Source organism: Actinokineospora iranica, from assembly GCF_900101685.1.
In the GTDB taxonomy this organism is placed as follows: domain Bacteria; phylum Actinomycetota; class Actinomycetes; order Mycobacteriales; family Pseudonocardiaceae; genus Actinokineospora; species Actinokineospora iranica.
In genome coordinates this window covers 31,053-44,559 of the sequence record NZ_FMZZ01000012.1, presented here as the reverse complement: position 1 = coordinate 44,559, position 13,507 = coordinate 31,053, and the positions used below count along the sequence as shown (strand labels likewise).

Below are 13,507 nucleotides of genomic sequence, written 5' to 3'. Positions count from 1 at the left end.
AAACCTCCCGGAGTTACCAACCGGTAGCAACGGTGCCGTAATACCTACTCAAGAGTCAACTAGCAGTACTTGTCAGAGTCGTGCCGCAGAATGCGCGATGTGCGAGTAGTGGTGGTGCCGGGCGCGGAGGGAACGGGCCGCGTCCAGGTCCTCGACGGGCCGGATCAGCCCCGTGACGTGCGGGATCTCGCCGGATGGCTGCGTGAGGCCGAGGCCAGGGCGGCGCCGCGCTGGGTGCTGCCCTGCCTCGACGACGCCTACCCGGCGCTGCTGCGCGCCGGGGTGCGGCTGGGCCGCTGCCACGACCTGGCGCTCGCCGAGGGCATCCTGCTGGCGTTCGAGGAGCGCCCCGGCCGCCCGCGCAACCTCGCCGCGGCCTGGGCCCGGCCCCGTGGCCTGCCCGAACCGGAGGACCCACGCCCGGCGGCCCGCGGCGAGCAGCCGACCCTGTTCGAAGCCGACCGGGGCACGACGCCGGTGGGCACGGACCCGGTGGCCGCCGCCGTCGCGGTCCTGGAATACCAGGAGCGCCGGATCGCCGCGACCGCGCACCCCGACCGGCTGCGCCTGCTGGTCGCCGCCGAGTCCGCAGGCGGGCTGGCCGCGGCCGAGATGAGCCACCACGGGCTGCCGTGGCGGGCCGACGTCCACACCGCGCTGCTGACCGACCTGCTGGGGCCGCGCCCGCTGCCCGGCGCGCGGCCCGCGAAGCTGGCGGCGCTGGCCGAGCGGATCTCGGTGGCGTTCGCGGGCAGGCCGATCAACCCGGACCACCCGCCGAGCATCGTCCGCGCGTTCGCCCGGGAGGGGATCGAGATCGCCTCGGCGCGGGCCTGGGTGCTCAAGGAGGTCGACCACCCGGCGGTGGCGCCGCTGCTGGAGTACAAGGAACTCGCGCGGCTGTATGTCGCGCACGGCTGGTCGTGGCTGGATTCGTGGGTGGACAACGGACGCTTCCGCCCTGAGTACGTGGTGGGCGGCGTCGTGTCCGGCCGCTGGGCGACCCGGGGCGGCGCGGCGCTGCAACTCCCCCGCGCGCTGCGCACCGCCGTGCGGTCCGACCCGGGCTGGTCGCTGGTTGTCGCCGACGCGTCCCAGTTGGAGCCGCGGGTGCTGGGCGCGCTGTCCGGCGACCCGCGCTTCGCCGAGGTCTCCGCCGCCAGCGACCTCTACACCAGCCTGGCGGCCGACGCGTTCGACGGCGACCGCGGCCGGGCCAAGATCGCGATGCTGTCAGCCATGTACGGCGGGACCAGCGGCGAGGCCGGGCCGCTGCTCGCGGTGCTGCGCAAACGCTTTCCGGTGGCGGTGGACTACGTGGAGCAGGCCGCCCGCGCGGGCGAGGACGGCCGGGTCGTCCGCTCCCGCCTCGGCCGCACCAGCCCGCCGCCGAGCGACGCCTGGCGGGAACGCACCTCGGTGACCGGCGATGAGACAGCCGACCGGGCGGGCAGGCAGGCGGCCCGGGAATGGGGCCGCTTCACCCGCAACTTCGTCGTCCAGGCCAGCGCGGCCGACTGGGCGCTGACCATGCTGGCCACGCTGCGCCGCCGCCTCGCCGCGACCGCGCCGAGCGCGCGGATCGTGTTCTTCCAGCACGACGAGGTGCTGGTCCACGCGCCGACGGAGGCGGCGGACGCGGTGGCGCGGGAGATCGCGAACGCGGCCGAGGAAGCAGGCAGGCTGGTCTTCCCCGAGACCGCCGTCCGCTTTCCCCTGGAGGCCAAGACGGTCACCAACTACGCCGACGCCAAATAGGTCAGGCGTGGCGCAGGGACTCGGGGGTCAGGTCGGCCGGGGTGCGGTGGCCGGAAAGACCCAGGGTCAGGTCGAACTCGGCCAGCAGGCTCCGGACGGCGTGGCGGACACCGTCCTCGCCCGCCAAGGCCAGGCCGTAGACGTAGGGCCTGCCGAGCAGGACGGCCGATGCGCCCAGGGCCAGCGCCTTGAGCAGGTCGGCTCCGGTGCGGACGCCGGAGTCGAACAGGACCGTCAGCCGGTCCCCCACCGCCGAGACGATCTCGGGCAGCACCTCCAGCGCGCCGATCGCGCCGTCGACCTGGCGGCCGCCGTGGTTGGACACGACGATGCCGTCCATCCCGGCGTCGGCGGCCCTGCGGGCGTCGTCGACGTGCTGGATGCCCTTGAGGACGATCGGGCCGTCCCAGTGCTCGCGCAGGAACGGCAGCTGGTCCCAGCGCTTGTCCTGGCCGGTGAACATCGAGACCCAGCGCAGCACGGCCATCGCCTGGTCCTCCTCCGGCGGCTTCGCCAGGCCAGCGAGGAACGCCGGGTCGGTGAACGCGTTGGCCACGCCGGTGCCGCGCAGGAACGGGAGGTAGGCCTGGTCGAGGTCGCGGGGGCGCCAGGCCAGGGTCCAGGTGTCGAGGGTGACGACCAGGGCCGAGTACCCGGCCAGCTTGGCGCGGTGCAGCAGGCTCGCGCACACCTCCGGCTCGTTCGGCCAGTAGAGCTGGAACCAGCGCTGACCTGCGCCGTTGGCGTCGGCGACCTCCTCAAGCGGGTACGACGACGCGGTGGACAGGACCATCGGCACGCCCAGCGCGGCCGCGGCGCGGGCGGTGGCGAGTTCGCCGTCGGGGTGGACGATCGACTGGACGCCGACCGGGGCCAGCAGCACCGGGGCGGCCATCGGCGTGCCGAGGACGGTGGTGGCGACGTCGCGGGTGGTGGCGTCGGTGAGCATCCTCGGGACGATGCGCCACCGGCCGAACGCCGCCCGGTTGGCGCGCATGGTGTCGCCGCAGCCCGCGCCGCCGGAGACGTAGCCGAACGGGCCGGGCGCCATCCGCTCCCGCGCGACGGACTCCACCAGCGTCGCGTCGGTGGTGAACGGCGGCACCTGGTCGGCGAGCCCGTGCAGGTAGATCTCGTTCTGGTACTGAGCGGGCTGACCGGGCATGGACGTCCTCACCGTGCGGGATGCGGGGCGGGGGCGAGTCTGACACCGGCGTTCGCCCCGCGCCAGACCCGAGCGCCACTCAGGTTGCTCAGCGGGCTTCCTGGCGAAGACCGTGGCAAGCAGGCAGATCAACAGGCCGGTCCGCGACGAGAAAGAGCGGATTCAACGGGCGAACGAGCGCATTCGCCAGAGGCCGAACCAGCCGACCGCCGACGCGCAGAGCGCCAGGACCAGGGCCGGGACCAGCAGGTGCGTGCCGAGCGCGCCCAAGGCCAGGGCAACCGCCCAGATAGCCAGCGTGAACAGCCCCAACGCCAGCAGCACCGCCCCGGCGGCGAGCAGCGGGACGCGGCGGGCGAGTTCGCGCGGGGGGAGCCGGTTCTCGCTCGGGGTGGCCAGGACCGCGGCCCCGGCCAGGCCGACCACGGTCAGCAGCAGGGCGAGCGCGAACCACGCCAGCAGCGGGCTGGGCTGGGGCAGCGCGGCGACCATGAGCACCACCGAGCCCGCGGTCAGCCAGCCCGCGCAGCGGCGCAGGACCAGCCACAGGGTGATCCGCTCGGCGCGGCCGAACATCGGCTCCGGCCGCCGCAGCGGCTCGATGGCGACCCGCTGCGGGCGCGGGCCGCCGAGCCGGGCGAGTTCGGCGCGCACGTCGGCGTTGGTCGGGTCGAGCCGCACGGCGTCGGCGTAGGCGCGCTTGGCCAAACCGATGTCGCGGACGCGGACGGCGGCGGCGCCGAGGATCTCGTGCGCGCGGGCCACCTCCGGGGCGACCTCGACCGCGCGGGTGGCCGCGGCCAGCGCCTCGTCCGGGCTCTCGTGGGCGAGGACCTCGGCGAGGGCGACGTGGGCGCGCCAGTCGTCCGGGTCGCGGCGGGCGGCTTCGCGGGCGGAGACGACGGCCTCGTCGAGCCTGCCCATCTCGGCGAGGGCGAGGCTGGCGAGGCGGTGCGCCCAGGAGCGCTCACCCAGGGTGATGGCGCGTTTGGCGGCGTCCAGGCACAACTGGGGGTCGCCCGCGTCGAGCAGGGCGGCGGAGAGGCGGCACCACGCGCCGGAGTGGTCCGGGTGCACGACGAGGATCGGGCGCAGCAGCGCGATCGCGGCCTCCGGCTTGCCCGACGCGGTGAGCTGCGCGGCCTCGACCAGCACCGCGTCGACCGACTCGGCCATGGCACCTCCCGCCCGTCTCGCGTTCAGTGTGTCAAGCCGCCGTTCAGGTCGGGCGGCGACCCGCTCACCCAGCCGCGACAAATCAGTCGGAATCTCTCCCCCGACGCGTGCCACAACCCCGAGTCAGCACTTACCGTAGCGAAGAGGCTCGACCGTACTGCGGATTGACGTCAGCCGAATAGGTGAGCACTATCACGCAGCGAGCATTCCCGCCGAGAGAACGGGTCATCGGCTGTCTACGTCACCGATGCGGTGTCTCCTACGCTTTTGTACCTAGACTGATCGGGTGTATCCGCCGCCCCGGGCAACGAAGCCCCGGCTCGCCCTCATCCTCGGGGGGCTGACGGCCTTCGGGCCGCTGTCGATCGACATGTACCTGCCCGCGTTCCCGCAGCTTTCCGAGCGGCTGGCGACGGGGCAGTCGCAGGTCCAGCTCACGCTGACCGCGTTCATGGTCGGGCTGGCCGCCGGGCAGGTCGTGGCCGGGCCGCTGTCGGACTCCTTCGGCAGGCGGCGGCCGCTGCTCATCGGGCTGGTGCTCTACACCCTCAGCTCGCTGGCCTGCGCTATCGCGCCCTCGGTTTACACGCTCATCGGGCTGCGGTTCGCGCAGGGGGTGAGCGCGGCGGCGGGCGTCGTGATCGCCCGCGCGGCCGTGCGGGACTTGTTCTCCGGCGCGGCCATGGCCCGGTTCTTCTCGGTCCTGATGCTGGTCAACGGCCTCGCGCCGATGCTCGCGCCGATCATCGGCGGGCAGGTGCTGCGCTGGACGTCGTGGTCGGGGGTCTTCGTCGTCCTCGCGGGCTTCGGCGTCGTGCTGCTGGTCGTCTCCGCGTTCGGCCTGCCCGAGACGCTGCCCGTCGAGTCGCGCCGCCCCGCGCACCTGGGCCGCACCCTGCGCACTTACCTGCGCATCGTCACCGACCGCACGTTCATCGCCTACGGCCTCGCCGCCGGGTTCACCCTGGGCGCGATGTTCGCCTACATCGCGGGCTCGTCGTTCGTGCTGCAGGACATCCACGGGCTGTCCCCGCAGCAGTTCAGCCTGGTGTTCGGCGCGAACGCGCTGGGGCTGATGCTGACCGCCCAGCTCAACGGGCTGCTGCTGCGCTGGTTCAGCCCGCGCGTGCTGCTGACCGCCGGGCTGGTCGCCTCGGCGGTGGGCGGGCTCGCGGTGCTCGGCGCCATCGCGCGCGGCCTGCCGCTGCCGTACCTGCTCGCGGGCCTGGCCGTGGTGGTCGCGAGCGTGGGCATGGTCTCGCCCAACTCGATGGCGCTGGCGCTGGCCGACCACGCGCACCGGGCGGGCACCGCGTCGGCGATGCTCGGCGTCCTGCAGTTCGTCGTCGGCGGGCTCGCCGCGCCGCTGGTCGGCCTGGGCGGGCACGACACGGCGCTGCCGATGGGCCTGGTGGTCGCGGGCCTGTCGGTCAGCGGCCTGGCCGCGTTCGCCCTGATCCGGCCGACCAGCCGCCGCCCCGGCCGCTACGTCAGGTTCCGCGAGGCGCCTACCGTGGAGATCGAGTACCGGATTCCGCCGGAGCTGCTGTACTCACCGAAGACGCCGCCACAGGGGTCGCACGAGGGCGGTGGCGAGCACGGCCATGGGCCGCTCGGCCCGCCGCCGGGCTTCCGGGGCCGATTCCGGGGAGACTCGATAGGCGATATTGAGGAGCTGCCGGGCGAGGCTCGGCGCGAAGACCCGCAGTAGCTCCATCGCGAACCCCTCCGGCCGCTGCACGACCTCGCCGCCGGTCGTCAGCGCGCGCAGCACCATCGCGGCGGCGCGGTCCGGCGACATCACGGGCAGCCCCCGGTAGACCGCGGTCGGGCCGATCATGGGCGTGCGGACCAGCGGCATCCGCACCGAGACGACGGTGACCCCGTCGGCCAGCAGCTCGCGTCCCGCGGCCCGCCCGAACGCCTCCAGCGCGCTCTTCGACGCCACATAGGCGGCGAAGCGCGGCGTGTCGGTCTGCAGGCCCATGGTGGTGACGTTGACGATCCGGCCGAAGCCGCGGGCGCGCATCCCGGGCAGCAGCCCCAGCGTCAGCCGCAGCGGCGCGAAGTAGTTCAGCGACATCGTGCGCTCGTAGTCGTGCAGCCGGTCGACCGACAGGCGCACCGACCGGCGGATCGAGCGGCCCGCGTTGTTGACCAGCACGTCGACCACGCCGAGGTCCTTGACCAGCGCGTCGACCGCGTCGGCGTCGGTCAGGTCGCACGGGTGGACCGACGCCGTGCCGCCCGCCGCCTCGATCTCGGCGCGCACCTGGTCCAGCTCGGCCTGGCGGCGGGCGACGAGCAGCACCACGGCGCCCCGCCGTCCGGCGGCGACCGCGGTGGCCCGGCCGATCCCGGACGACGCGCCGGTGACCACGACCCGCCTCCCGCGCAGCGACCCGGCGCGCAGCCAGGGCCGCTCCGGGTCGAGGTGCTCGGCCCAGTAGGACACCAGCTTGTCGGCGTAGGAGTCGAACTCCGGCAGGGTGACCCCGCTGCCGACCAGCGCGGCCACGGTCGCCGACGAGTCGAACACGGTGGGCAGGTCCAGGTGCGGCAGCACCGCGCCGGGCACGCCCAGCTCGGCCAGCACCGCGTCGGCGACCGGGCCGACCTTGCGCACGCGGGGCAGCGCCACCGGCAGCGTCGTGCGGATTCGCGGCGCGCCCATGGCCCTGGCGAACGCGTTGACGACGTCGACGACGCGCTGCTCGCCGTTTTCCGCCAGGTGGTAAGTCGTGCCGGACGGGGCGTCGACGTGCATGAGGTGCGCCATCGCCTCGACCACGTAGTCGACCGGGACCAGGTTCGTCGCGCCGAGGTCGGGCGCGGCCAGCGGCAGCGCGGACGGCAGCCGGGCCAGGCGGGCGAGGGCGGGCAGGAAGTAGTACGGGCCGTCGACCTTGTCCGTCTCGCCGGTCCGCGAGTCGCCGACGACGGCGGCCGGGCGGTAGACCCGGTAGGGCACCTTGTCCTGGTCGCGCACAAGCTTCTCGGCGGCGAACTTGGTCGCGTGGTACGGCGAGTGGTGGCGCTGGCCCAGGTCGAAGTCGGCCTCGGTGAACCGGCCGCGGTGGTCGCCCGCGACGGCGATGGACGAGACGTGGTGCAGCAGCCGCGCGCCCACCACCGCGGCGAACTCGACCACGTGCGCCGTGCCGTCGACGTTGGCGGCACGGTTGGCGGCGTCGGAGGCGGTGAGGTCGTAGACGGCGCCGAAGTGCACCACGTGGTCGATCCGCCCCGTCAGCGGGGCCGGGTCGACGCCGAGGCCGGGCTCGGTGAGGTCGCCGACGACCGGGATCACCAGGTCGGGTCGGGACCAGCGGGCCGCTGCCGCCGTGAAGCGCTCCATCGACCGCGGGCGCACGAGAACGTGCACCGCGGCGCAATCCGGTCGCTCCAGCAGGCGCTCGACGAGCCGCCGTCCGAGGAAACCTGTCACACCGGTGACGAAATAGGTTGTCATCACTGTGCCTCCTTGGCGCAGATTCTGACATTACCTACTCGTCGGTAGGAAGATGGGGACCGCAAACTCACTGATTCGAGTCGACCGAGGCGTCCACCACCGCGTCCCGCAGCGCCGCCCGCAGCCTGCCCACATCCAGCGGCGTGAAGATCGCCATCTCGCCCGGCGGCGCCACCAGCACCACCTGGCCCTGTCGCACCAGGACCGTCACCTCCCGCCTGCGCCCGGCGATATCGCGGCAACTGACCGACCACTCTCTATGGCTGTTCACCCGACCATCCTTTCGACTGTGCGATTTCACCTGAACCTGTCACAGGTGGGACGCGGACAGTAACCATCGGTGACGACAAATGGCTAGACGGCTTCAAGATTTTCCGGGGCGCGCCCGACCCGGCGCAGGACTAACCTCTGGCTCACCGAGTCAACGGGGGTCTGAGTCCACGGAGGTCTGCCATGGCAGAGCCGCACCGGATCGTCATCGTCGGAACCGGGCTCGCGGGCGCCTCCGCCGCGGGCACGCTGCGCGAACGCGGCTTCCTCGGCGAGATCGTCCTCGCGGGCCGCGACCCCCACCGCCCGTACGAGCTGCCCGCCCTGTCGAAGGCGATCCTGCTCGGCGACGCGGATGAGCCGGAGTGGGTGCACGACGAGGACTTCTACGACGAGCACAACATCGACCTGCGCACCGGAACCGAGATCGCTGGCCTGCACCTGGGCGAACGCGCGGTGGTGGACGGCGACGGCGAGCACATCCCGTACGACCGGCTGATCCTGGCCACCGGCTCCGCGCCGCGCACGCTGCCGATCCCCGGAGCCGACCTGGCGGGCCTGCGCACCCTGCGCACCCTGGACGACTCGCTGTCGCTGCGCGACGCGCTCGGCGCGGGCGTGCGGGTGGTGATCGTCGGCGCGGGCTGGATCGGCTGCGAGGCCGCGGCGGCGGCCCGAGCCCACGACGCGGAGGTCACGGTGGTCGAGCCGCTGCCGCTGCCGCTGCACAAGACGGTGGGCCCGGAGGTGGGCGAGGTCTTCCGCGACCTGCACGCGGCCAACGGCGTCACCTGGCGGCTCAACACCGGCGTCACGGCCTTCACCGGCGCGGAAGGCGTCGTCACGAAGGTGGTCCTCGACGACGGGACGACACTTCCGGCGGACGTGGTCCTGGTCGGCGTCGGCGCGTCCCCCCGCCTGGAACTGGCGAAGGCGGCGGGCCTGGAACTGTCCGACTCGGTCGCGGGCGGCGGGGTCGCGGTGGACGCCACCCTGCGCACCTCGGCCCCGGGCGTGTACGCGGTCGGCGACATCGCCGCCCACTTCCACCCCCGCTACGGGCGGCGGGTGCGGGTGGAGCACTGGGCCAACGCCAAGGACCAGGGCACGCACGTCGCCGGTGTCCTGGTGGGCGACGTGGAACCGTACGCCAAGAGCCCGTACTTCTTCTCCGACCAGTACGACCTGGGCATGGAAGTCCGCGGCCTGGCCAACCCCTTCACCGATGACCTGGTCGTCCGCGGCGACCTCGCCGCCCGCGAGTTCACCGCCTTCTGGACCCGCGGCGGCCGGGTGCGGGCGGCCATGAACGTCAACCAGTGGGACGACGGGGCGGCGTTGCAGGCGCTGGTGGACTTCCAGCAACCGGTGACCGCCGAAGACCTGCGCACCGCACCGCTGCCGGACTTGCTCTAGCCGCGTCCACCTCGACCGGGTGATGGATGACGTCCTCGATAGTCCCAAGGGCTGACGTCGGCGTATTCGACTTGCGGGCAGACTGGGGGTGTGGAGAAGACGGAGTTGCGGGCGCCCGCGAACCTGGTCAGCAAGCGCGCCATCATCCAGTGGACGCTGCAGGCCGTGATCGGGTGGGCCGTGGTCGTCGTCGGGCAGGGGCTGGTGGTCCTGCTGGCTGACGCCCCGCCGGGGTGGCTGCGGGTCACGCTGGCCGTGAGCGCGGTCGTCGGCGTCGTGCATGTGCTGGTCATGCCGCGTTGGCGCTACCGCGTGCACCGCTGGGAGACCACCGGCGACGCGGTGTTCACCCGCAGCGGGTGGATCAACGAGGAGTGGCGGCTGGCTCCGGTGTCGCGCATCCAGACCGTCGACACCGCGCGCGGGCCGCTGCAACAGCTGCTCAAACTGGCCACGGTCACCGTGACCACCGCGTCCGCGCAGGGCCCGGTGAAGATCGCGGGCCTGGACGAGGACGTGGCCGCGCGGATCGTGGACGAGTTGGCCGCGACCACCCAGGCCACCCCGGGGGACGCGACATGACCCAGTCGACGCTGCCCGCCGCCCCCGAGTTCGTCGAGCCCGCCCAGGAATGGGGCAGGCTGGACGCCCGGATGATCGTGGTGCGGCCGCTCAACGAGCTGCTCGGGCTGCTGCCACTGCTGTTCGCGCTGGTGGTCGTGGGGAACGTCGAGACCTGGCGGGTGGTGATCGGCGTCGGCACGGTCGGCCTGATCGTCGCCTACGGGCTGCTGTCGTGGCTGACGACGAAATACCGCATCACCGACACGCAGGTCGAGCTGCACAAGGGCGTGCTGTTCCGGCAGCGCCGCGCCATCCCGCGCGACCGCATCCGCACTGTCGACCTCACCGCCAAGCTCGGGCACCGGCTGTTCGGGCTCGCCGCCGTCCGCGTCGGCACCGGGCAACAGGAACGCACCCCCGGCGAAGGCGTGCTGCTCGACGCGGTGACCGCAACCGAGGCCGACCGGTTGCGGCAGGTCTTCCTGCACCGCCCCGCGGTCGCGGAGGCGGTGCAAGAGGTCGAGGAGACGCCGATCTCGCGGCTGGACAACCGCTGGTACCGGTACGCGCCGCTGAGCCTGTCCGGGCTGCTGAGCATCGCCGTCATGGTGGGCTTCGGGATGAACCTCGCCAACGAGCTGGACTTCGAGTTCTCCGATGTCGCCGTCGTGCGCCAGGTGTTCGGCTGGCTCACCCACGCCGACTGGACGGCGGTGATCCCGGTGGCCGCGGCGCTGGTGCTGGTCCTGTCGGTGCTGGCGTCGCTGGTGGCCTACCTGCTGCAGAACCACGCGTACCGCCTCACCCGGCACGCCGACGGCACCCTCCGCGTCCGCCGCGGCCTCCTCACCACCCGCTCGGTGTCGATCGAGGAACAACGCCTACGCGGCGTCGCCCTCCACGAGCCGCTGCTCCTGCGCGCGGGCCGGGGCGCCCGCCTGACCGCGGTGAGCACCGGCCTCAACCGGCAGGCCAACAGCAGTCTCCTGCTCCCACCCGCCCCCCGCCCAGAAGCCGACCGAGTCACCGCAGCGGTCCTGCGCGTCCCCACCGCCCCCACCACGGCCCGCCTGCGCCCGCACCCGCCCCAAGCCCGCACCCGCCGCCTCATCCGGGCCGTCCTCCCCGCGGTCGCTCTCACCGCCGCGCTGCTGACCCTCACCCTGACCGCGGCCTGGCCGGAATGGCTGTGGATCACCAGCACCGCCCTGATCCCCCTGTCCGTCCTCATCGGACTCGACCGCTACCGCAACCTCGGCCACACCCTGACCGACCGCTACCTGGTCACCCGCTCCGGCTCCCTGGACCGCCGCACCATCGCACTGCGACGCACCGGCATCGTCGGCTGGAAAATCACCCGCACCCTCTTCCAACGCCGCGCGGGCCTGCTCTCCATCACCGCGATCACCGCCGCGGGCAACGGCGGCTACACCGTCCCCGACATCGCCGAACCCGACGGCTTGGCCCTGGCCGACACCGCCGTCCCCGACCTCTTGCGCCAGTTCCTCACCCCCTGAGACCACCACCTTCGGGCGACCCACGACCACGATCGCGCGACCCACTGGCACCCACCGTGCCCATGATCGCGAGTTATCCACAGGCCAAGCTCACCCTCTTTCCCGCCCTGACCTGCGCCGATAGGATGGAACAGGGCTCGGCCCCCAGGGTGGGCGGGGTTTGTTGTGTGGGGCTGTGGGCGGCGAAACAGGCCGACTGTGGCCCCGAGCATCTGCCACCGCACCTGACCTCGCCAGGTGCTCGAAGGATTCAAGAAGCACACCCGCCCCCCTGCCAACGAAGCCCGGCCCTGCCAGGTGCTCGATGGTTGCGGTGCAGCCCACCTGCCCTCCTGCCAGGCCGAACCAGCGCCCGCCAAGTGCTCGATGGGGTGGAGTGGTTTCTTCGGGGGTGAAGGAAGATCCCTAAACTCGCCGTGGTCGTGGGGCCGAAGGCTCCCCACCCGTCTTTCCCCGCGACGGGATCTTCCTTCGTAGGGGCCCCGAAGAAACCACTCCACCCCATCGAGCCAACCCCGACAGCCAACCCCCGCAGAAGCAGGCGAGCCCTAAGAAACCGGCCAGGTGTGCACGGGCTCGTTGGTGTGCATGTGCTTCGCGTACCGGCGCACCATCTCCCGCAAAGCCTGCTCCCGGTTGACCGAAGTGTTCTCCTCCAACCCTTTCACCGTCTCCACCTGCCAAGTAGCCCCATTGCGCCCGGTGATGCACCGCTGCTCGATCACCCCCAGCAGCCGGTCACGATCCGCGGCGGAAACACCCCAGGCGTCCAACCCGTCATGCGCCATCGGCAACAGCCGACGCAGCACCAGTTCCGTGACCGGCACCTCCCCCACCCCCGGCCAGTACACCCGAGAGTCGATACCCGCGCGAGCGGCCGCGTGGAAATTGTCCGCGGCCGCGGCGAAACTCATCTGCGTCCACAGTGGACGATCCTGGTCCGCCAGCGCCCGCACCAGTCCGAAGTAGAGCGCGCCATTGGCCATCGTGTCCACGACCGAGGGGCCCGCGGGCAGCACGCGGTTCTCCACCCGCACGTGCGGGCGGTCGTCGACCACGTCGTAGATCGGGCGGTTCCAGCGGTAGACGGTGCCGTTGTGCAGGCGAAGCTCGTGCAGTTGCGGGGTGTCGCCGCGGGCCAGGACTTCCGCCGGGTCTTCGTCGTCGGTCAGCGGAAGCAGGGCCGAGTAGTACTGGACGTTCTCCTCGAACAGGTCGAAGATCGAGGTGATCCAGCGGTCGCCGAACCACACCCTCGGGCGCACGCCCTGGGCTTTGAGCTCGTCCGGGCGGGTGTCGGTGGCCTGCTCGAACAGGGCGATGCGGGTCTCGGCCCACAGCTGCTTGCCGAACAGGTACGGCGCGTTCGCGCCCAAGGCGACCTGGATGCCCGCGATGACCTGGCTGGCGTTCCAGAACTTCGCGAAGTCCTCCGGCGCGACCTGCAGGTGGTACTGGACGCTGGTGCACGCGCTTTCGGGGGCGATCGAGTCCGCCTGGGCCACCAGCCGCTCGACGCCGGTGATGTCGATCTCCAGGTCCTCGCCGCGGGCGGCCAGCACCTGTTCATTGAGCAGCTTGTAGCGCGGGTTGGCCGACAGGGTCTCGAAGCTGATGTGCTTGCGCCGCAACGACGGCAGGATGCCGACCATCACGATGTGCGCGTCGATTCTGGCCGCCTTCGCCTCCGCCTCGTTGAGGTCGGCGCGGACCAGCTTCTCGAACCGGCTCAAGCCGTCCGGGTCCAGCCGCTGCGGCGGGAGGTTGATCTCGATGTTGAACTGGCCCAGCTCGGTCTGAAACGCCGGGTCCGAGATCGCCGCCAGCACCTGCGCGTTGCGCATCGACGGGTCGCCCGCGTTGTCGACCAGGTTCAACTCGATCTCCAGCCCCGCCATCGGGCGGCCGTGGTCGAACCTGGACTCGGCCAGCATCTGCGCGAAGACATCCAGGCAGCGCCGCACCTTCTGCCGGAACCGCTGCCGGTCGGCCCGGGTGAACTCCGTCGACTCGACGTCCTTGCCCATGCGCTCCAGCGTGATCCATCGCCGACGGTCGCGCCACAGGGCTTAGGCCAAGTGGACGCACCCGCCAGCCCACCGTGGCCACCCCGTCGCCCACGGTGCTCAACCGCGCCGGGCAATCACCGTGACCGCGGTCAGAACACGG

9 protein-coding genes and 1 pseudogene are annotated in these 13,507 nt (G+C 72.3%); 5 read left to right on the top strand and 5 right to left on the bottom strand.

Going from position 1 to position 13,507, the window contains the following annotated elements; genetic code table 11:
• The first annotated feature begins 99 nt into the window (after window positions 1-99).
• Window positions 100-1,758: a bifunctional 3'-5' exonuclease/DNA polymerase gene (locus BLS56_RS22510; RefSeq protein ID WP_228771842.1), complete on the top strand. Its 1,659-nt coding sequence runs from the start codon at window positions 100-102 to the stop codon at window positions 1,756-1,758.
• A gap of 1 nt (window position 1,759) precedes the next feature.
• Here the strand turns inward: BLS56_RS22510 and BLS56_RS22505 are convergent, their stop codons facing one another.
• Together BLS56_RS22505 and BLS56_RS22500 are read right to left on the bottom strand one after the other, a co-directional pair.
• Window positions 1,760-2,923 (bottom strand): lactate 2-monooxygenase, encoded by a 1,164-nt coding sequence (locus BLS56_RS22505; protein WP_091454449.1) that lies wholly within the window; start codon window positions 2,921-2,923, stop codon window positions 1,760-1,762.
• Window positions 2,924-3,085: 162 nt separating this feature from the next.
• Complete coding sequence (locus BLS56_RS22500; protein ID WP_091454446.1) at window positions 3,086-4,099, bottom strand: tetratricopeptide repeat protein; 1,014 nt, start codon at window positions 4,097-4,099, stop codon at window positions 3,086-3,088.
• A gap of 286 nt (window positions 4,100-4,385) precedes the next feature.
• On the opposite strand from BLS56_RS22500, the pseudogene BLS56_RS22495 reads away from it, so the two are divergent.
• Window positions 4,386-5,543: pseudogene (locus BLS56_RS22495) on the top strand (Bcr/CflA family multidrug efflux MFS transporter); the annotation flags it as partial.
• 108 nt (window positions 5,544-5,651) lie between these two features.
• Here the strand turns inward: BLS56_RS22495 and BLS56_RS22490 are convergent.
• Together BLS56_RS22490 and BLS56_RS22485 are read right to left on the bottom strand one after the other, a co-directional pair.
• Entirely contained in the window at window positions 5,652-7,571 is a 1,920-nt protein-coding gene (locus tag BLS56_RS22490) for an SDR family oxidoreductase (RefSeq protein ID WP_091454445.1), read from the bottom strand.
• 67 nt (window positions 7,572-7,638) lie between these two features.
• Window positions 7,639-7,842: a hypothetical protein gene (locus BLS56_RS22485; protein WP_091454442.1), complete on the bottom strand. Its 204-nt coding sequence runs from the start codon at window positions 7,840-7,842 to the stop codon at window positions 7,639-7,641.
• Between the two features lie 182 nt (window positions 7,843-8,024).
• Between BLS56_RS22485 and BLS56_RS22480 the strand changes: the two genes are divergently transcribed.
• From BLS56_RS22480 to BLS56_RS22470, 3 genes are all read left to right on the top strand, one after another.
• The gene (locus BLS56_RS22480; RefSeq protein ID WP_091454439.1) at window positions 8,025-9,257 is read left to right on the top strand and encodes an NAD(P)/FAD-dependent oxidoreductase; all 1,233 of its coding nucleotides are present in this window, start codon (window positions 8,025-8,027) and stop codon (window positions 9,255-9,257) included.
• Window positions 9,258-9,347: 90 nt separating this feature from the next.
• Entirely contained in the window at window positions 9,348-9,839 is a 492-nt protein-coding gene (locus tag BLS56_RS22475; protein ID WP_091454438.1) for a PH domain-containing protein, read from the top strand.
• Window positions 9,836-11,338 (top strand): PH domain-containing protein, encoded by a 1,503-nt coding sequence (locus BLS56_RS22470; RefSeq protein WP_091454435.1) that lies wholly within the window; start codon window positions 9,836-9,838, stop codon window positions 11,336-11,338. Before BLS56_RS22475 ends, BLS56_RS22470 begins: the two co-directional genes overlap by 4 nt.
• Window positions 11,339-11,886: 548 nt before the next feature.
• Here the strand turns inward: BLS56_RS22470 and BLS56_RS22465 are convergent.
• Window positions 11,887-13,365 carry a glutamate--cysteine ligase gene (locus BLS56_RS22465; protein WP_091454433.1) on the bottom strand — a complete coding sequence of 493 codons (1,479 nt, stop codon included), beginning with the start codon at window positions 13,363-13,365 and terminating at the stop codon, window positions 11,887-11,889.
• Window positions 13,366-13,507: the final 142 nt, after the last annotated feature.